This window comes from Mucilaginibacter sp. McL0603 (genome assembly GCF_049992945.1).
GTDB lineage: Bacteria > Bacteroidota > Bacteroidia > Sphingobacteriales > Sphingobacteriaceae > Mucilaginibacter.
Window position 1 is genome coordinate 4,680,651 of sequence record NZ_CP188251.1, and the last position, 19,445, is coordinate 4,700,095.

Below are 19,445 nucleotides of genomic sequence, written 5' to 3' on the forward strand. Positions count from 1 at the left end.
TATCGACAATCGACTAAAAAATTTATGCTGAACAAGTAACACAGCCTTCGTCCATTGAACAACTTGGGCCAACTGGTATCTCATCGGCCATTTGTTGTACATGTTCTGGGATTACTGGCTCCATATTCTTGCCACCCTGATTCTCTACCGTAAACTTAACCGCCTGCGATGCTGCTTGTGTACGCAGGTAATACATACCCGTTTTCAGGCCTTTCTTCCAGGCATAAAAATGCATAGATGTCAGTTTGGATGCATTAGGTGAATTGATGAACAGATTTAGTGACTGCGACTGGCAGATATAAGCGCCCCTATCGGCAGCCATATCGATGATATTACGCATCTTGATCTCCCATACAGTTTTGTACAGGCCCTTCAGTTCTTGTGGTATCTCAGCAATATCTTGTATAGAACCATTTGCAGTGATGATCTTATCCTTCATTCCATTATTCCATAAACCCAGGTTCACCAGGTCACGTAACAAGAATTTATTAACGATAATAAACTCACCGCTTAATACACGGCGGGTGTAGATATTAGAAGTATAAGGCTCAAAACACTCATTATTACCTAATATCTGCGAGGTAGATGCAGTTGGCATTGGGGCAACAAGCAACGAATTACGTACGCCATGATTCATCACATCCAAACGAAGGTTTTCCCAATCCCATCTGCCGCTGTCTGGTTTTACGCCCCACATATCAAATTGGAATTTACCTTTTGATAACGGTGAACCTTTGAAGGTTTCATAAGCCCCTTCTTGTATTGCAAGGTCTTTTGAAGCAGTCATGGCAGCGAAATAAATAGTCTCGAATATTTCTTTATTCAGTTGTTTGGCTTCGTCACTTTCAAATGGCAAACGCAACAGGATGAAGGCATCAGCCAAACCCTGTACTCCTAAACCAATCGGGCGATGACGCAGGTTGGAGTAACGCGCTTCTTCAACCGGGTAATAATTATTATCGATAATCCGATTCAGGTTCAAGGTAACCTGGTAAGTCACTTCATATAATCTCTGATGATCAAAAATCCCGTTAATCACATATCTTGGTAGAGCCAGGGATGCCAGGTTACAAACCGCTACTTCCTTATCGGATGTATATTCCATGATCTCGGTACATAGGTTGGAGCTTTTGATCGTACCTAAATTCTGCTGGTTCGATTTACTATTGGCGGCATCTTTATATAGCAGATAAGGCGTACCTGTTTCAACTTGTGCATCCAGTACAGCAAACCACAGATCCTGCGCTTTTACAGTTTTACGGGCACGGCCTTCACTTTCATATCTGGTATATAAAGCTTCAAACTCAGCTCCCCAGCAATCAGCCAATCCTGGTGCCTCGTGCGGGCAAAATAAGCTCCATTCCTCATTAGCCTCTACCCGCTGCATAAACAGGTCGGATACCCAAAGTGCGTAGAATAAATCACGGGCACGCATTTCTTCTTTACCATGATTCTTACGCAGATCTAAAAAATCAAAAATATCCGCATGCCATGGCTCTAAATAAATGGCGAATGCTCCTTTGCGCTTACCGCCGCCCTGGTCTACATAACGCGCAGTATCATTAAATACCTTCAGCATCGGGATAATACCGTTACTGGTGCCATTGGTACCACTGATATAGGAACCTGTAGCCCTCACATTATGAATACTTAAACCTATCCCACCTGCGCTTTGTGATATTTTGGCAGTTTGTTTTAGCGTGTCATAAATACCGTCGATGCTATCATCCTTCATCGTTAACAAAAAGCAGGATGACATTTGAGGTTTCGGTGTGCCCGCATTAAATAATGTAGGTGTAGCATGCGTGAACCAACGCTCGCTCATGAGGTTGTAGGTTTTGATGACGCTATCGATATCACCTTTATGGATACCTACCGATACCCTCATAAATAAATGCTGCGGCCGTTCAGCTATCTGACCATCAATTTTCAGCAAATATGATTTTTCTAATGTTTTAAATCCGAAGTAATCAAAGCCAAAATCACGGTCGTAAATAATAGTGCTATCCAGTAACTCAGCATTTTCTCTAATTACCTGCCAAACATCATCTGCTATCAGTGATGCCCTTTTACCGGCTTTTAGATCAATATAATCATGCAGCCTGCGCATGGTTTCCGAAAATGATTTAATGGTGTTTTTATGTAAGTTAGATACTGCGATTCTAGATGCCAGCAAGGCATAATCCGGATGTTTTGTGGTTAACGAAGCCGCTGTTTCTGCTGCCAGGTTATCCAGTTCAGAAGTGGTTACTCCATCATATAAACCCTCGATCACCTTTTTGGCAACATCAATCGGATCAACTAATGCTGGGTTTAAACCATAGCACAGCTTCTCGATGCGTGCTGTTATTTTATCAAACTTTACAGTTTCTTTTTTACCGTCTCTTTTTATTACGAACATGGGGGATAGTGATTAGTGAACAGAGATTAGTGATTAGTTAAAAGTCCTCATCGAGGGTGAATGATTTGGTTTCAGTAGCTGTATTTAAGATTCCGCTTTTCTGATAATCGCCTACGCGTTTTTCGAAAAAGTTAGTTTTTCCCTGCAGGGATATCATCTCCATAAAATCAAATGGATTGGTGGTATTATACACCCGGTCATAGCCTAATTCTACCAGCCATCTATCGGCCACGAATTCAATATACTGGCTCATTAGTTTCGCATTCATTCCGATTAGGTTGACAGGCAAGGCATCGGTCACAAATTCTTTTTCTATTTCTACTGCGTCGGTAATGATCTTTGTGGCTTCTTCCTTAGATAGTTTCTCGCTCAGCATACCGTACAGCAGACATGCAAATTCGCAGTGCATACCTTCATCACGCGAGATCAATTCATTACTAAATGTTAAACCCGGCATCAGACCACGTTTTTTAAGCCAGAAAATAGAGCAAAAACTACCCGAAAAGAAAATACCCTCAACCGCTGCAAAGGCAACCAAACGTTGTGCAAATGTTCCATTATTAATCCACTTGAGCGCCCATTCTGCTTTTTTCTGTACGGCAGGCACGGTATCAACAGCATGGAATAAGCGATCTTTTTCAGCCGGATCTTTTACATAAGTATCGATCAGTAAAGCATAAGTTTCAGAGTGAATATTCTCCATCATGATCTGGAAACCATAGAAACATCTTGCCTCCGGAACCTGCACCTCACTCATAAAATTTACTGCTAGGTTCTCATTCACAATACCATCGCTTGCGGCAAAAAAAGCCAGTATGTGCGATATAAAATGCCTTTCCCCATCGTTCAGATTTTCCCAATGTTTCAGGTCGTCAGACAGATCGATCTCTTCGGCAGTCCAGAAACTGGCCTCGTGTTTTTTGTACATTTCCCAGATGCGGGGATAATTGATGGGGAGGATCACAAACCGATCCTTGTTCTCCCGGAGTAATACTTCGTTTTCCTGTTTCATGCCTCGTCGTTTTATTTTTTAGGAGTCGACAAAAGACAATGAACCGGGTACTTATGGAAGTACTGGAGACAGGGCTTTCGCCAAAACCTTATTCGTGAAAGTTTTGACAAGCTATCCTGGCAGGTGTCTGGCTTTTTTAGTTTCGAGTGGTAAGTTGTAAGTTTTGAGTAGAAATACACATAACTTAATTAATAAAACCCCACTATTTCTGAGTAGTAAGTATCCGATTATGATGAAAAACTCATAACTCAATACTCAAAACTCATAACTAAATCCACAGTTGCACGTCAGCCCATGATTTACACATGGTTCCCTTTTAATGCCGGCTTTTAACCCGGCAACCTTTGATAGCGTTTGTTAAAGAACTTGTACTTCCAAAGATAGCGGATGATGATATTACGATGTTAGTCTTAGTTTTTAACATCATGTTTAGTTATGAACAACCATATTTAAAGTTTCAGATTTTAATGTGCAACTTCTATTCTGCAAGAAAAATAGAATCATTTAAAAAATCCAGTAAACTTTGTTTGTAATTTCATATCTGATAGCATTTTAACAAAATAAAAGCCATTCATAAACATTCAAAATCATCCACTATGAAAAAGTATTTAGCTGAACTTATCGGAACATTTGCCTTAGTGTTATTTGGTTGCGGTGCGGCGGTTGTCAACGGAAAAACAATCCCTGCTGAAATTCTTTCTGATGCCCCAAATGGCATTGGTATGTTAGGTATTGCGCTTGCATTCGGCTTGGCTGTTGTTGCAATGGCTTATGCCATCGGTCCAATTTCCGGCTGCCATATTAATCCTGCTATTACCATAGCTATGCTGGTAGCCGGCAAAATAAGCGGAAAAGATACCGTTGGATATATTGTGGCCCAACTTGTTGGCGCTACAATCGCATCAGCAATATTATATGCACTTATGAAAGGCAGTCCCGGATTTACTGCTGTTCCTGAATGGGGCCTTGGAGCAAACGGATGGGGGCCCGGGTATCTTGGAGGCTATTCCACAGCATCAGCATTCCTGGCCGAAGCGGTGCTTACTTTTCTATTCCTCTTCGTGATTTTCGGTACCAACTCACGCTTTGGTAATTCCTCAATGGCTGGATTAGCTATCGGACTTACCCTGGTACTTATACATTTGGTTGCTATACCAATTACAGGCACGTCAGTAAATCCGGCACGTAGCTTTGGTCCTGCAATATTTGCCGGTGGTAAAGCATTGGATCAGCTATGGCTTTTCATAGTTGCACCGATTGTTGGGGGGATATTATCTGCACTGGTGTGGATGAATGTGTTTGAAAAGGAAGCGAAATAAAATTGAATGGTTGATTAAGTTAGATTAGGTTGATTGAGTTAAATAGTTGCTAAAAAAACAACTTGATTAACTCAGTCAACCTAATCAACTACTTAACTTAATCTTCCAAAGGCACAAACTTCAGCGAAACTGAGTTTACACAGTGCCTGGTATTTTTGGGAGTCATGTATTCTCCTTCAAAAACGTGACCGAGGTGCGCACCGCAATTGGCACATACTATTTCTACACGGTGTCCGTCCGCATCCGGAACACGTTTTACTGCACCCGGTATCTCATCATCAAAACTTGGCCAGCCGCAATGTGATTCAAATTTGGTTTCTGAAGTATATAAAGGTGTATCGCATCTTTTACACACGTATAAGCCATGTGCATGATTATCTAATAAAGATCCGGTAAATGGTCTTTCAGTCCCTTTGTATAGTATTACCCGTTCTTCTTCGGGCGTTAATTTATTGTATTCCATGAATTTTAATTATTGAATTTTTCGTTAGTGATTTGTTTTTTTAAGGCACTCAAGAAGGCTTCGCCGTTATTGATTGAGTGAATTAGTGTTTGACTTTTCACTGATTATAACAAATATACGGCAGGAATGGCGTTTTGATTTGGAGGTAAGCGCTTGTTTACATAGGGTTGACGAAGGGTTGTTTTGTCCGTCCGTAACGGAGTAACTGTGCCATGAAACACTTGCGGACAATTTCTTTAACGCGTCTTTGCGAGGAACGAAGCAATCCCCGAATTATGCAAGTCAATGGATCGGGAAGGTTAATCAGGCTAATCTCTAGCCTTTTTTCTTATAAAATAAATTGTAAATGGTACTTTGATAAGTGCAGTATTCCCGCCAGTATTCCACACTGTCTAAATTTTTCTCGAGAAAATGCCCGTTCTCAGGTGTGTAGGATGTCCAGCCATTAACCTCACACAATTTCAAAACTAGTTTTATTGGGTCATCGCCGCCTGTTATTCTGAAATAAATAGCTTTCCTGTTATTGTCAAATAACAACTGTCCCTGGTGGCCTGAAGTATAAATCTGCCCAGTTTTTGCATCTAACCATTTAATGCCGGGAACTTGTTCTTCTACTTTTTTCTTTAAAATATCAAGATCAGGGAAGTCAGGTAGAGTCGCCTCATCGTAAATTTGTTCTTCAGTCACAATAGGCGCATTAAACACATATACTTCTAGGTACATAACAAAGATTAAAGTCCGTTAGCAAATATAATGGATCTAACCTCATTGTTTTATTTAAATGATATCGTATTTGCCCGGCATTAGTTTTCACGGGGGGCATATTGTCCGAATCATGATTCGCTTGATTATATGATTCCCATGATTTTTTGCAATCGTCTTTGCGAGGAACGAAGCAATCTCTACATAGGACATTCATGAACCATGGAGTACAAACTATACGTTCCTTAAGAAATCCGTTCTCCCTGATCTGCATAGTTTAGAGATTGCTTCGTTCCTCGCAAAGACGTAAAAATTGAGGCTCTGACACAAATAAAAAAATCCCGGCAATTTCTTACCGGGATTTAAATATTTATGAAGATAAAAACCTTTCGCCTTTTACCTTTAAGCTTTAACCTCTAATTATGCTTTCACTTTCAGCTTAGCTAATTCCTCAGCCATGGCAGCGCCTATATCAGCAGGTGATTTTACCACGCGGATACCGCACTCTTCCATGATCTTCATTTTAGCAGCAGCAGTATCATCAGCGCCACCAACAATTGCACCAGCGTGACCCATACGGCGTCCCGGAGGAGCTGTTTGGCCGGCGATAAAACCAACAACAGGCTTAGTACCATTTTCTTTTATCCAGCGTGCAGCTTCAGCTTCCATGCCTCCGCCTATCTCACCTATCATAATGATGCCGTGTGTATCAGGATCATTCATCAGCAATTCAACCGCTTCTTTGGTTGGTGTGCCGATAATCGGGTCGCCACCGATACCGATAGCTGTAGTAATACCCATACCTGCTTTCACTACCTGATCAACCGCTTCATAAGTTAAGGTACCTGATTTAGAAACCACACCTACATGACCTTTTCTGAAAATAAAGCCCGGCATAATACCGATCTTGCTTTCATCAGCAGTAATAATACCCGGACAGTTTGGCCCGATCAGGCGGGTATCCCTGCCTTTAATATATTCCTTCACCTGGATCATATCCTTTGTCGGGATACCTTCGGTGATACAAACAATCACTTTGATACCAGCCTCTGCTGCTTCCATAATCGCGTCAGCTGCAAATGGGGGTGGTACAAAGATGATGGATACGTCAGCGCCGGTTTTGGCAACTGCATCTGCTACTGTATTAAATACAGGCCTGTCAAGATGGGTCTGACCGCCTTTACCAGGGGTAACACCACCAACAAGCTGCGTTCCGTACTCGATCATTTGCGATGCGTGGTAGCTGCCTTCGTTGCCGGTAAAACCCTGAACTATAACTTTAGAATCTTTATTTACGAGAACGCTCATAGATTTTATTATGTAGGCGCAAAGCTAAAGTTATTGCACTTAATCTCAAATTAAATTTTGCTCAATCACTATGTTCTTTACAGTAGGCTTGCACTATAGTTATTGTTCTAAACCGGGATCTATAAGAGAGAGGTTAAATTCGGTACTCATCTGCTTATTAAGCTGCACAGGTTCAACTGTCATCATCACCTCCAGCGTGGGTGATATAAACGCTTCCAGCAGATGGCCGCCATGCACGGAGCCATCTTCTGCAGCAAGGTTGATATGGCCATGCACTACGGGGTTTCCATTAAAAATAGCAATATCACCTATTAATGAGGTGATCTCTGATGGATAATCAATGTTTATCACTTTAAACATTTTTCTTGACCTATCGTACCATCCGATTTTGGCCCTTTGCGCATCGCCAATAGCTGTGAAATGCGCACTTTTAACATTGTATTTCATGGCAAATTCTTTCAGTCCCGACATCACCTCGTCACCCGGCGCAAATATCAGCACATAGGTCCGTGTTGATCCGGCATTGCTGATCAGTTTTACTTTTACTCCCTGCGACCTGCCTGTTTCAGGCGGTTTTGTTGGCGCAACATATTCCTGCGCACTTGCTTTTATACCAAAGGTTATTAAACCTAAAAATACAATTAACCGAATTATTTTTTTTGAAAGTTCTGTTTTCATAATAGTGTGTTTTATATGATTTCGAACGTTTAAAACAACTATTTAATTACGATTGCGCCCGGCTTTTATCATGATCAGATTGTAAAAATGATATGCAGATTACCAGATTCACAATATCTAATGAGGGAATCTAAATTATGAATACCGAAGTTCAACTTCATCATTCGAAATTCAACATCCGATTTTCGATATTTCAACTCCCTTTAAGAATTTCTGCACTAACCGGATGAAACTCCTTCTCACTTTTTGCGATCACGATACAAGCTATACCATTACCAATCATATTGGTTAGCGCCCTTGCTGTCGACATAAACCTGTCGACCCCCAGCAATAGTGCCACCCCCTCCACCGGGATCACTTTAATGGCGGTTAATGTTGATGTTAGCACAATAAAACCGCTTCCTGTTACGCCTGCTGCACCTTTGGAGGTGACCATTAAGATGCCTATGATGACCAGTTGCTGTTCCAACGACAAGGGGATATTAAACACCTGCGCCAAAAATATCACCGACATAGAAAGGTAGATTGTAGTGCCATCCAGATTAAACGAATAGCCAGCCGGAATAACCAAACCTACTACCGACCTTGAACAGCCAAATTTTTCCATCTTCTCCATCATACTGGGCAGTACGGTTTCGGATGAGGCAGTGCCACCCACGATCAATATTTCCTCCTTGATGAACTTGAGGTATTTCCATAAGCTGAATTTGTAAATAAAGCTGATCACATTCAGCACAATAAAAATGAACAGCAGCATAGCTAAAAACACCGCGCCCAACAGCTTTAATAGTGGACCAAGCGTATCAATACCATAAGTAGCTACGGTATAAGCCATGCCCCCGAATGCACCAATAGGTGCCAGCCGCATCACAAAGCCCATGATATTAAAAAGCACCTTGTTCAGCTTCTCAAAAAGATCGACCACCGGCTTGCCCGTTTCCTTTAATAAGCTGAGACCATAGCCGAATAAGATAGCAAAGAATAATATTTGTAAAATATCGCCTTTGGCAAATGCATCAACTATGTTGGATGGGATGATATGAGCAAAAAACTCGCCCCATTTCATTTCGGCGGCAGCTTTTTGGTACACCTGTAGTTTGGCATTAGTCGCGCCATGCGGCGCAGGCAGCCCGCTACCCGGCTTAATGATATTAGCCAAAGCAACCCCCATAATAAGTGCAAAGGTGGTCACTATCTCAAAGTATAATATCGCTTTACCACCAACCCTACCCACTTTCTTCATATCGCCCATGCCGGCTATTCCCAAAACAATGGTGAAGAAGATGATAAATGGTATCAGCATCTTGATCATATCAATAAACTTATTGCTAATCAGCTGCGCTGTCGGGCCAAATTGTTTAAAATAAAGCCCCACAATAACGCCCAGCAATATGGCCACAATTACCTGGAAGGTAAGGTTGGATAGTAGTTTCTTCATGCGTTAACAATTATAAGAATTTGGATGACTAAAGCACAAATAAAAAAGCTCCCTTCCGCTAAGAAGAGAGCTCCTGATTAATGTTTTTATTTAATTAACTTCCCATTCCTGTTAACAGGTTGATGGTATGAGCTTCACCATTAATAGTGATTTTCACCACATGCTGGCCCAGGAAAACAACTGTACCAGTGTAATTCCATGTACCAGAAGAGTTAGTGCCTTTGGTTGAGAACGTAGCAGTACCGCTGGTAATATCACCCAAAGTTGGATCAAGCATAATCGATGTAAGCGTGTAATTGTACGACTCATTGGTTGTAGCTTTTGATCCTGTTTTATATTGCAGGTTATCACTCAGGCTCATTGTGCCGTTCAATGAGATCGGAGCATTGTCGTTACCTGGTTGTGTAGTTTGCACAGTAAAGTTTTCTGCAAAAATATAAGAACCCGATAGGTCTGGGGTTGATTCTGTAATGTTCAGGTTATCTGTGATATTAAAGCCTGATGCTACACCATTGGTACAGGTAAAAGTAAATTTGATATTACCCTTAATTGAAGCTGTGGTGTTATCTACAGTGGTAGTATAGTCCAGGGTAGTATCTGCAACTAAACCGCAAGTAGGGTCTTCAGTAACGGTATTGATGCCCATACGGCCCCTGGTCATGTTCAGCCTGATCTGGTTACGGCTCACGCCAACAGTTAAAGGTGCATTTAAACCTTGGGTAACATCAAATGCACCAAAACCACCATATAAGGTTTGGGCCAGATTTAAAGCCACCTGGGTGCTCACCGTTTGTGCACTTAAAGTAGGTGTAGTGCTTGATTTTTTACATGATGTGTAGCTCAAAGCTGCACAGGCTAACACCACGATCGAGATACGTTTTAATTTCATGATAAGGAATTGATTTTCTGGGTTTTTAAATTAAATGAATATCTGTTGTACGAAAAAAATATAAAATAGTTTCTTTATAAGCGAAAATATCAGCGTGTTTTTAATTTGATATATCTTAAGTAATAAATTATCTATCAGCACATTATGTCAAATTATCATTTCTTAAAAAGAAAAACCGGATACCTTAATTGATGCAGATAGTTGACTGGATGATACCGGCTTAAATAACTAATTTTGCTATATGAGTTCTATATATAATTTCCACCAGGTGTCAGATCGCCTGGCTTGTTCCGGACAGCCGGGAGAAGGGCAGTTACAATCCATTGCCGATGATGGTTACCAGGTAGTAGTCAATCTTGGTTTATCAAATGGCAAATATGCTTTGGCGGATGAAGCTTTGTCAGTAAAGAATCTGGGACTAGCTTACCATCATATCCCTGTAATATTTGAGAACCCACAGGTAGAGGAACTGGCAGAATTTATTGGGGTTATGAATAATCATAGTAAAGAAAAATTACTGGTTCACTGCGCAGCCAATTATCGTGCATCTGTATTTACAGGCTTATACTTATTTGCTATAAATGAATTAACCGAAACATCAATGCAGGATTTCATTGAAGATGTATGGCAACCAGATGGTATTTGGCAGCAATTTATTGAAGAAGGTGTTAAGTTTTTACGCGAAAGTTGATTGGTTGATTGAGTTAGATTAGGTTGATTGAGTTGATTTTGACGGATTTGATGCCGAGAGTCCTGGTCGGTTGGTGAATCATTATTCAAATCGTTTCTGTGTTATTTCAGCCTCTTTTCTAAAGGCAACAATTCTTTCATCCATAATAATATCCAATACAAAACAAAACTTTGCTCATAACCTAATCAACTCAATCAACCTAATCTAACCTAATCAACCACTTAACTCTATCAACTTACTCAACTAATCCGTCATTTTTCTTAATTTCGCAACCTCATACGCGGAAATTACGACAATGGATTACCAATTTAAAGATATAGAGCAAAAGTGGCAGCAGTTTTGGGCCGAGAATCAAACATTTAAGGCTGATAATAACTCTTCCAAACCCAAGTATTATGTGATGGATATGTTTCCCTATCCCTCAGGTGCGGGACTGCATGTCGGCCACCCGCTGGGTTATATTGCTTCTGATATTTTCGCGCGCTATAAACGTTTAAAAGGTTTTAACGTACTGCACCCAATGGGGTACGACAGCTTTGGCTTACCGGCTGAGCAATATGCCATACAAACCGGTCAGCATCCTGCTATTACTACCGAGGCTAATATCACTACCTATCGTCGTCAACTGGACCAGATCGGCTTTTCATTCGATTGGAGCCGCGAGGTACGCACCAGCTCTCCTGATTTTTATAAGTGGACACAGTGGATTTTCATGCAACTGTTCAACTCGTGGTATAATAAAGCTGCAGACAAGGCTGAATCAATTGAGAGGCTGGTTGCGCATTTTGAGCAGAACGGATCGACAGGCATAGATGCTGTATGCGATGAAGAAGTACTGACCTTTACCGCTAATGAATGGAAAGCATTTACTAAAGAAGAACAGCAAGCCGAGCTATTAAAATACCGCATTACCTACCTGCGCGAAAGCACCGTTAACTGGTGTGCCGCTTTAGGAACCGTATTGGCAAATGATGAAGTAAAAGACGGCTTTAGCGAGCGTGGCGGATACCCTGTTGAGCAAAAGAAAATGATGCAGTGGAGCATGCGCATCACCGCCTATGCCGAACGCTTATTGCAGGGACTTGACACCATAGATTGGCCGGAACCTTTAAAAGAAATGCAAAGGAACTGGATAGGCAAAAGTGTGGGCGCAAGTGTGAAGTTTCCGATTGAAGCCTCACCTAAATCCTCTCCAAAGGAGAGGACTTCAAATGAAGGAGGAGCCCCCCCCCTCTCCTTTGGAGAGGGTCGGGGTGAGGCTATCGAAGTATTTACTACGAGGGTAGATACCATCTTCGGAGTTACATTCATAGTATTGGCTCCTGAACATGAACTAGTACCTGCATTAACTACGCCCAAACAAAAAGCGGAAATTGATGCCTACATAGCACAAAGCAAAAAGAAATCTGAGCTTGACCGTATGGCAGATACCAAAACGGTATCGGGCGCATTTACGGGCAGCTATGTGATCAACCCGGCGAATAATAAAAAAGTGCCAATTTACATTGCTGATTATGTTTTGGCAGGATACGGTACAGGTGCTGTAATGGCCGTACCATCAGGCGACCAGCGTGATTACCTTTTTGCCAAACATTTTAATTTGCCCATAATCCCGATCATCGATATACAAAACATCGAAACTGAAGCCGACCCGACTAAGGAAGGAAAATACATCAATTCGGATTTCATGAATGGACTTGGTTATAAAGAAGCTACCGCCAAATTAATCGCCTTTTTAGAAGAAAAAGGTGCAGGCAAAGCCAAAGTAAACTTCAGAATGCGGGATGCTATATTTGGTCGCCAGCGTTATTGGGGTGAACCTGTACCTGTTTACTTTAAAGGCGACCTGCCTTATTTGATCGATGAAAAAGATCTGCCTTTAATATTACCGGAAGTTGATAAATATCTGCCTACTGAAACTGGTGAACCGCCACTGGCAAGGGCTAAGGATTGGAAATACGGAAGTCAGAAGACAAAAGATTTAGAGGGTGGCGAAAGTTATCCATACGAGCATTCAACCATGCCAGGCTGGGCTGGCTCAAGCTGGTACTGGTATCGTTATATGGATGCCCACAACGATAAAGAATTTGCATCGCCAAAAGCTATTGAATACTGGAAGAATGTGGATTTGTATATCGGTGGCTCAGAACATGCTACTGGTCACCTGCTGTACAGCCGTTTCTGGAACAAGTTTTTAAAGGATATGGGATTAGTGATTGAGGAAGAGCCATTTAAGAAACTAATCAACCAGGGGATGATCCAAGGGCGGTCGAGCTTTGTATATCGTTTAATTGATGAAATGGGACGCGGTACAAATACTTTTGTTTCCAAAGGACTAACAAAAGAATACAGCACTTCTCCATTGCACGTAGATGTGAATATTGTAGAGAATGATATACTTGATATAACCAAATTCAAAAAATGGCGGGATGATTTCGCTGATGCTGATTTCATTTTAGAAAATGGCAAATACGTCTGTGGTATTGAAGTCGAGAAGATGTCAAAATCCAAATTCAACGTCGTTAATCCCGATGACCTGATCGAGCGTTACGGAGCTGATACCTTGCGTATGTATGAAATGTTCTTGGGCCCATTGGAACAGAGCAAACCGTGGAACACGAACGGCATCGAGGGGGTATTTAAATTCCTGCGTAAATTCTGGAAGCTTTTCCATGATGAGCAATTTAATTTCCGTGTATCAGAAGATGCGGCTACCAAAGCCGAACTGAAGTCTTTACATAAGATTATTCGCAAGGTAGAGGAAGATGTTGAACGTTTTTCATTCAACACCTCTGTATCCAGTTTCATGATCGCAGTAAATGAGTTGACGGACCTGAAATGTAACAAACGAGCCATCTTGCAGGAGCTGGTAGTAGTACTATCATCCTATGCGCCGCATATTTGCGAGGAATTATGGGTATTATTAGGTAATCAGCCTGGCACCTTATCGTATGCACCTTATCCAAAATTCAATGCCGAATATTTGATCGAGGACGAGTTTGCCTACCCTATTTCTATAAACGGCAAAACAAAAATGAACCTCAATATATCCTTAAGTCTTGACCCGGCAGCTATTGAAAGTACTGTGGTTACCAATGCCGACGTACAAAAATATCTGGATGGAAGAACACCCAAAAAGGTAATCGTGGTAAAAGGCAGGATAGTGAATATTGTGCTTTAGAAAATGTAATAACATGGGCAAAGATACTTTCTGTCTTTGCCCATTTTTTTTGTTTATCCAAAACCTGCATCAGGGCCAATCAACAATTCTATAGATGTCCAATTCTGATCTGGTGAATTGTTATGTTTCCAAATTAAGATTTTAATTAACTAAATAACGGAGAGCGAATTAGGCGATATTGTACTTTAAACACTAAGCCGAGGTAACGAATAAGTGACAAACGGGCTTAATTGCAAAAAAAAGAGCTTTTGGCTGTAACATTTAATCTAATTTCACCTCCAATTACGAAAATGATTTAAAATGAAGCGTATACTTTTACTTTTAATAATATTCTGTTCAGTTCTTTCAGCCAGGGCGCAGCTTGGAGTTGGAGGTGGATCATCCATAGTAGGGAAAATCTCCGGTACTCTGGTTGACTCTATCAACAAACAACCGCTCAACTATGCTTCTGTCAGTGTTTTCAGGAGCACAGGAAAAGCCCCGATTAATGGTGTTTTGACTGACGAAAAAGGTAATTTTAAGATTGAGGGCCTCCACCCGGGTGCTTATAAGCTCAGGATAGCTTATGTTGGTTACCCTGATAAATTTGTTGACGGCATAGTCACCACTGATTCAAAACCAGACAAAAACGTAGGCATAATAAGGGTTGCGCCAAGTCAAAAATCATTAAAGGAAGTACAAATAACCGGTACAGCTGCCCTTGTTGAAAATAAGATTGATAGAATAGTCTATAACGCCGAAAAAGACCTAACGGCAGCAGGCGGCAACGCTTCGGACGTACTTCAGAAAGTGCCGTTGGTGTCTGTTGACATCAATGGTAACGTAGCAATAAGAGGCGACCAGAATGTACGTGTACTGATCAACGGAAAACCTACAGGAGCTTCATCAGCAAGCTTATCAGATGTATTGAAAACCATCCCTGCGGATCAGATCAAAACTATCGAAGTAATTACTTCACCATCGGCTAAATATGATGCAGAGGGTTCAGCAGGTATTATCAACATCATTACCAAGCAAAAGAATATGACTGGCATCAGCGGCTCGGTTAGCGGCGGTATCGGTACACGTCAAAACAACGGTAACTTTAACCTGAATTACAATAAAAACCGTTTTAGCTTAAGTATGAACGCAGGCGGCAACTTAACATGGCCACAAACTTCGCTGACAAGTTTTAATAACGATATTAAGGGATACAATGCAGCAGGGGACACACTTATTCGTCATACTGCTTCTGAATCAAATGGCACAACTTATTTAAAAAGGCATGGTGCTATCGGCAACGTATCGGCAACCTATGATTTCAACGCATTCAATAGTATACATAGTAACATACGTTTGAACCAGGGTGGGTTTGACCCAAATAGTACTACAAAATCTTCGCTGATAGATTCTATTCACCCTGCCTCTAGCTATGCCTATCAGAGCCATAACATAGGGCACAATACGTTTGGTGGGTTTGACTGGAACCTTGATTATACGCGTAAGTTTAAAAAAGAAGGTGAAGAACTGGATATCTCTACTCAATGGAGTCACAGCAAGATTGTAACAGACTATACAACGTTTTATACTTCACAGTATGCTAATCAAAAGAATAATATCGATGGTTTAAATAATGAATATACCTTGCAAATTGATTATACTTTACCCATTAATAAGGTATTTAAATTAGAGGCGGGCGGTAAAGAAATTATAAGGAAACTAAGCAGTAACTCAGATCTTTTTGCTCCGGACCCTGCAAATCCGGATGACTTTATATTCGATAATCTTAACTCAAGCACTTACGATTATAACCAGTATGTAACCGCAGGGTATTCAGTACTAACCATTACCCTGCCTAAAGGCTATTCAATACTTGCCGGGGCAAGAGACGAAATTACAAATATACATGGGGTACCACAGTCAGCTGGACAAACTGATTTGCAAGCTTTTAACAATGATTACAACACATTTATTCCAAGTTTAACAATCCAAAGACAGATCAGCTCAACGCAAACGATTAAATTATCGTACAGCAAACGTATTACCCGGCCAAGCTTGCAGTTTCTTAACCCGTATGTTAATACCAGCAATGTCCTGGCGCAAACACAAGGTAACCCACACTTAGCGCCGGAAATATCTCAAACTGTTGAGTTAGGCTACAATACTTTCATCAAGTCATCTGTTATCAATCTTTCGGTTTATTACAAGCATACAGGTAATATGATAGAAAGCATTGCTACGCCACTAGCCGACGAACCAGGTACAATAAGCACTTTTCAAAATGCTGCACTAAACAACTCATTTGGTGCAAGCTTCTTTGGATCGATCAACCCGATCAATATCCTGACCATACGCGGAAGCATCAATGCTTATACTTATAACCCAACTCCGTACCCTCAATATGTCGATGACTTTACACAAACCGGTACATATGTACAGTACAATGCCTTTTTAATGGCCGAAGTGGCTTTGAAAAGCGGCTTTATAGCCCAGGTTTTTGCAGTTGAAAATTCACCGCGCCGTACCATACAAGGTACCAATCCGTCATTCAGTATATTGGGTGCTGGTGTGCGTAAACAATTCCTCAAGAAAAAAGCGTCTTTGGGTATCAATACACTAGAACCGTTTAATAAATATAAACATTTCAACACCAATATTTCAAGTCCGGGCCTTTCTCAGAGCAGTACATTCGCATTTCCATTCCGTTCGGTTGGTTTAACGTTTAGCTACAGCTTTGGTAAAACAACCTTCAGTAACCCGCAACAGAAAAAAGGTGTTAATAATGATGATATGAAACAAGGAGACTCAAGTTCGCCTGGCAGCGGCGGCCCTGGTGGAAGATAATATTTGATTGTCAACCTATATTTGGATGTGCAGATGAGTGATCGTCTGCACATTTTTTGTTATATAATTACACCGATTTTTAATTGATTGCACTGATTGATGCCAATCTATTATGAGTTGACATCAATACCGATCTGTTTGAGTAATAATGAAGCGTTAAAGGTTTTACATTCGCCGTGTTTGATTTTATAGTCAAACAACATTTCGCCTTCCTTAACCTGTATATCGAAATAAAAGTTACGGATATAATCAGGATGCTTTTGTTCTAATTCGGCTATCTGCAGATCGTGCGTGGCAACCATCCCCACTCCTTTTTTGCTGATCAATTGCTCTATTACTGCTTTCGATCCTAAATACTTGTCAACTGAATTGGTTCCGCGCAGCATTTCATCTATCAGAAAGAAAATTTTGGTATCGCTGTCAACGGCAGCTAACAGCATTTGCAATCGATCGAGTTCGGCTTTAAAAGTAGATGTGCTTTCGTTCAGGGAATCCTTAATCCGCATGTAGCTTAAAATCGTAACTACAGATAACCGCATGGTATCTGCACAAACTGGCGCCCCACACAATGCCAATACAGTATTGATACCAATAGTGCGTAAAAAAGTACTTTTCCCGGCCATATTAGAGCCGGTGATGATATCGATATTAAAAGTATTCGTTAATTCATAATCATTGGCTACACGGCTGTTTATGTTAATTAGAGGGTGAGCAATCTGATTAGCTGTTAAAGTATAATTTCCTCCTTCTATGATCTCAGGTAAACACCAGTCCGGGTAGTTAATACGTAAACCCGCCATGCTGATGAGCGCCTCATATTCTGCGATCACATCAAACGCTTCTTCCAAACTTTGCTGATTATTACGCTTCCAGTCTTCAATGGCAATAACCTGGCGAATATCCCAAAGTAAAAAGGTGTTCAGAATAAAGCCAACAACCAGATTTAAACGGGCATTAAGCTTATTGATCAAACTGGAAAGCTCTGCTATTTTGTCAGAAACAGCCACGCTTTCTTCGCCTTTAATTCTCATTGATACTTTCTGCAAGTATTCCGACTGCCATTCTTCATTTTCAATACTCTTGAAAGCAAATACAAAATGAGCCAGTGTTGTTCCTATTCTTCCTGCGATCAAGTCAGTTTTCTTTACACTGTCTGACTTTGATGAAACAATGCGGTAATTGCTCAAAATAATTAGTCCAACAAAATACCGTGCCGGAGTATAAAAGACTGCTGCTATAATGGCTGACAATAATAAATAAGGAGCAACTTTACTATAGATGTTCAGCCATTTCTGATCTTCTAATTCAACTGGAATTTTTAAATATTCAAGTAAATTTTTTATCTGTTCTTTCTGTTGTTTCAGGGAGAATAAGAGGTGGGCCTGAAAATCGATCTTCCAATCATTTTTTTTAGCAATTTCCTCAACTGCTTGTTGGCGCAGTAAGATAACACTTTTAGACGCAGGTGCATTTAGCCATGTAGCCAGCTTAATCTCCCCCGGTAAAGTTGTCGCCCGGTTCATCAACTGAAATAAAGAACCCTTTCCAAATATGTCCAAATCAGATGTATAATAATGCTTATCATCAATAAACCATGAACCATTAGGGTAAATGTTTGATTTGCTGACAATACTATTTATCTCATTTTCATTTACTTTTTTAACATCCAGAAAGTAATTCTTTAATGCCTCAAAACGGTTTTGCCTTTTGATCAGCCAGCTAAACCATATGCTTAATATTAATGTGGCTATGACTATAATAATGATCTCATCAAAACTGATCGCTAAACAAACTGACAATATAAATACCCCAAATACGACCAATCTGTAAAGCGAATAAGTATTAGCCAGCTTCTGATATTTGCTCGCTTCTGTCTCCGCTATTACTGCTCTTTGCCTATAGTCATTAATGATATTCTGTTCCACTGATTTATTTTTAATTTTGGGATTGAATGTGCTAAACTTTGCAATAGTTCAACTTTACAACTTTACAACAAAAAAATGAAAATAACCCTTCTGATAGTTGGCAAAACCGAAGATGCTTATTTAAAGGAGGGGATTGATAAGTATCTGAAAAGATTGAAGCATTATACTAAAATAGAGGTTGCCGAAATAACAGAACTAAAGAACACCAAAGCACTTACCCAGGAACAACAAAAGGCCAAAGAAGCTGAGTTTATACTAAAAAAACTATCGGCTGTTGATTATGTAATTTTATTGGATGAGAAAGGCATGGAATTGTCCTCTTCCCAATTTGCAGCTTATATTGATAAAAAGGCAGTCGGTTCGGTTACTAACCTGGTTTTTATTGTCGGAGGCCCGTATGGCTTTGACCCATCCGTTTACCAACGAGCCAATGATAAATTATCACTTTCGCGGATGACATTTTCACACCAAATGGTACGTTTATTTTTTGCAGAACAGCTATATCGGGCATTTACTATCATTAAAGGAGAGCCCTATCATCACCCCTAGTCGTTTAACATAAATCGTCAGCATTCTGTAAAATAGCCTTTTAAATAGACAAATAAATGCATTTTA

The 19,445-nt window shown here is 40.6% G+C and carries 14 protein-coding genes and 1 riboswitch; of the genes, 5 read left to right on the forward strand and 9 right to left on the reverse strand.

All coding sequences use genetic code 11. The features are described 5' to 3' along the window. Nucleotides 1-22 precede the first annotated feature (22 nt). Entirely contained in the window at nt 23-2,401 is a 2,379-nt protein-coding gene (locus ACPPVU_RS21435; protein WP_426668783.1) for a ribonucleoside-diphosphate reductase subunit alpha, read from the reverse strand. Between the two features lie 37 nt (nt 2,402-2,438). After that, entirely contained in the window at nt 2,439-3,413 is a 975-nt protein-coding gene (locus tag ACPPVU_RS21440) for a ribonucleoside-diphosphate reductase small subunit (RefSeq protein ID WP_426668784.1), read from the reverse strand. 101 nt (nt 3,414-3,514) lie between these two features. Further along, nucleotides 3,515-3,775, reverse strand: a riboswitch (cobalamin riboswitch). Nucleotides 3,776-3,982: 207 nt separating this feature from the next. Between ACPPVU_RS21440 and aqpZ the strand changes: the two genes are divergently transcribed. Continuing rightward, a complete protein-coding gene (aqpZ, locus tag ACPPVU_RS21445; RefSeq protein ID WP_426672215.1) occupies nt 3,983-4,732 on the forward strand; it encodes an aquaporin Z in 750 nt (249 codons plus the stop codon). Between the two features lie 97 nt (nt 4,733-4,829). On the opposite strand, the gene ACPPVU_RS21450 is transcribed toward aqpZ, so the two are convergent. The 6 genes from ACPPVU_RS21450 to ACPPVU_RS21475 form a co-directional block, all read right to left on the reverse strand. Next, nucleotides 4,830-5,195: a methionine-R-sulfoxide reductase gene (locus ACPPVU_RS21450; protein WP_426668785.1), complete on the reverse strand. Its 366-nt coding sequence runs from the start codon at nt 5,193-5,195 to the stop codon at nt 4,830-4,832. A gap of 315 nt (nt 5,196-5,510) precedes the next feature. Continuing rightward, on the reverse strand, nt 5,511-5,918 hold the full coding sequence (locus tag ACPPVU_RS21455) for a hypothetical protein (protein ID WP_426668786.1): 408 nt from the start codon (nt 5,916-5,918) through the stop codon (nt 5,511-5,513). 399 nt (nt 5,919-6,317) lie between these two features. Further along, entirely contained in the window at nt 6,318-7,205 is an 888-nt protein-coding gene (gene sucD, locus ACPPVU_RS21460) for a succinate--CoA ligase subunit alpha (protein ID WP_426668787.1), read from the reverse strand. A 99-nt stretch (nt 7,206-7,304) separates the two neighbouring features. Beyond that, a complete protein-coding gene (locus ACPPVU_RS21465) occupies nt 7,305-7,883 on the reverse strand; it encodes a PPC domain-containing DNA-binding protein (RefSeq protein ID WP_426668788.1) in 579 nt (192 codons plus the stop codon). 193 nt (nt 7,884-8,076) lie between these two features. Continuing rightward, nucleotides 8,077-9,321 (reverse strand): C4-dicarboxylate transporter DctA, encoded by a 1,245-nt coding sequence (dctA, locus tag ACPPVU_RS21470; RefSeq protein ID WP_426668789.1) that lies wholly within the window; start codon nt 9,319-9,321, stop codon nt 8,077-8,079. 94 nt (nt 9,322-9,415) lie between these two features. Continuing rightward, the gene (locus ACPPVU_RS21475; RefSeq protein WP_426668790.1) at nt 9,416-10,210 is read right to left on the reverse strand and encodes a hypothetical protein; all 795 of its coding nucleotides are present in this window, start codon (nt 10,208-10,210) and stop codon (nt 9,416-9,418) included. Between the two features lie 241 nt (nt 10,211-10,451). Between ACPPVU_RS21475 and ACPPVU_RS21480 the strand changes: the two genes are divergently transcribed. The 3 genes from ACPPVU_RS21480 to ACPPVU_RS21490 all read left to right on the forward strand — a co-directional run bounded on the left by ACPPVU_RS21480 (nt 10,452) and on the right by ACPPVU_RS21490 (nt 16,905). After that, nucleotides 10,452-10,901, forward strand: coding sequence for a protein tyrosine phosphatase family protein (locus ACPPVU_RS21480; RefSeq protein ID WP_426668791.1), 450 nt, complete (start codon nt 10,452-10,454; stop codon nt 10,899-10,901). A 295-nt stretch (nt 10,902-11,196) separates the two neighbouring features. Further along, nucleotides 11,197-14,082, forward strand: a complete 2,886-nt coding sequence (gene leuS / locus ACPPVU_RS21485) for a leucine--tRNA ligase (RefSeq protein ID WP_426668792.1) — start codon at nt 11,197-11,199, stop codon at nt 14,080-14,082. 300 nt (nt 14,083-14,382) lie between these two features. Beyond that, entirely contained in the window at nt 14,383-16,905 is a 2,523-nt protein-coding gene (locus ACPPVU_RS21490; RefSeq protein ID WP_426668793.1) for a TonB-dependent receptor domain-containing protein, read from the forward strand. 110 nt (nt 16,906-17,015) lie between these two features. On the opposite strand, the gene ACPPVU_RS21495 is transcribed toward ACPPVU_RS21490, so the two are convergent. Further along, nucleotides 17,016-18,830 (reverse strand): MutS-related protein, encoded by a 1,815-nt coding sequence (locus ACPPVU_RS21495; RefSeq protein ID WP_426668794.1) that lies wholly within the window; start codon nt 18,828-18,830, stop codon nt 17,016-17,018. A gap of 75 nt (nt 18,831-18,905) precedes the next feature. On the opposite strand from ACPPVU_RS21495, the gene rlmH reads away from it, so the two are divergent. Then, complete coding sequence (rlmH, locus tag ACPPVU_RS21500) at nt 18,906-19,379, forward strand: 23S rRNA (pseudouridine(1915)-N(3))-methyltransferase RlmH (RefSeq protein WP_426668795.1); 474 nt, start codon at nt 18,906-18,908, stop codon at nt 19,377-19,379. Nucleotides 19,380-19,445 lie beyond the last annotated feature (66 nt).

Excerpts from the sequence above, each read along its gene's own strand:
- ACPPVU_RS21435 (WP_426668783.1), bottom strand. The coding sequence starts at position 2,401 with ATGTTCGTAATAAAAAGAGACGGTAAAAAAGAAACTGTAAAGTTTGAT.
- ACPPVU_RS21440 (WP_426668784.1), bottom strand. The coding sequence starts at position 3,413 with ATGAAACAGGAAAACGAAGTATTACTCCGGGAGAACAAGGATCGGTTT.
- ACPPVU_RS21450 (WP_426668785.1), bottom strand. The coding sequence starts at position 5,195 with ATGGAATACAATAAATTAACGCCCGAAGAAGAACGGGTAATACTATAC.
- ACPPVU_RS21455 (WP_426668786.1), bottom strand. The coding sequence starts at position 5,918 with ATGTACCTAGAAGTATATGTGTTTAATGCGCCTATTGTGACTGAAGAA.
- sucD (WP_426668787.1), bottom strand. The coding sequence starts at position 7,205 with ATGAGCGTTCTCGTAAATAAAGATTCTAAAGTTATAGTTCAGGGTTTT.
- ACPPVU_RS21465 (WP_426668788.1), bottom strand. The coding sequence starts at position 7,883 with ATGAAAACAGAACTTTCAAAAAAAATAATTCGGTTAATTGTATTTTTA.
- dctA (WP_426668789.1), bottom strand. The coding sequence starts at position 9,321 with ATGAAGAAACTACTATCCAACCTTACCTTCCAGGTAATTGTGGCCATA.
- ACPPVU_RS21475 (WP_426668790.1), bottom strand. The coding sequence starts at position 10,210 with ATGAAATTAAAACGTATCTCGATCGTGGTGTTAGCCTGTGCAGCTTTG.
- ACPPVU_RS21480 (WP_426668791.1), top strand. The coding sequence starts at position 10,452 with ATGAGTTCTATATATAATTTCCACCAGGTGTCAGATCGCCTGGCTTGT.
- leuS (WP_426668792.1), top strand. The coding sequence starts at position 11,197 with ATGGATTACCAATTTAAAGATATAGAGCAAAAGTGGCAGCAGTTTTGG.
- ACPPVU_RS21490 (WP_426668793.1), top strand. The coding sequence starts at position 14,383 with ATGAAGCGTATACTTTTACTTTTAATAATATTCTGTTCAGTTCTTTCA.
- rlmH (WP_426668795.1), top strand. The coding sequence starts at position 18,906 with ATGAAAATAACCCTTCTGATAGTTGGCAAAACCGAAGATGCTTATTTA.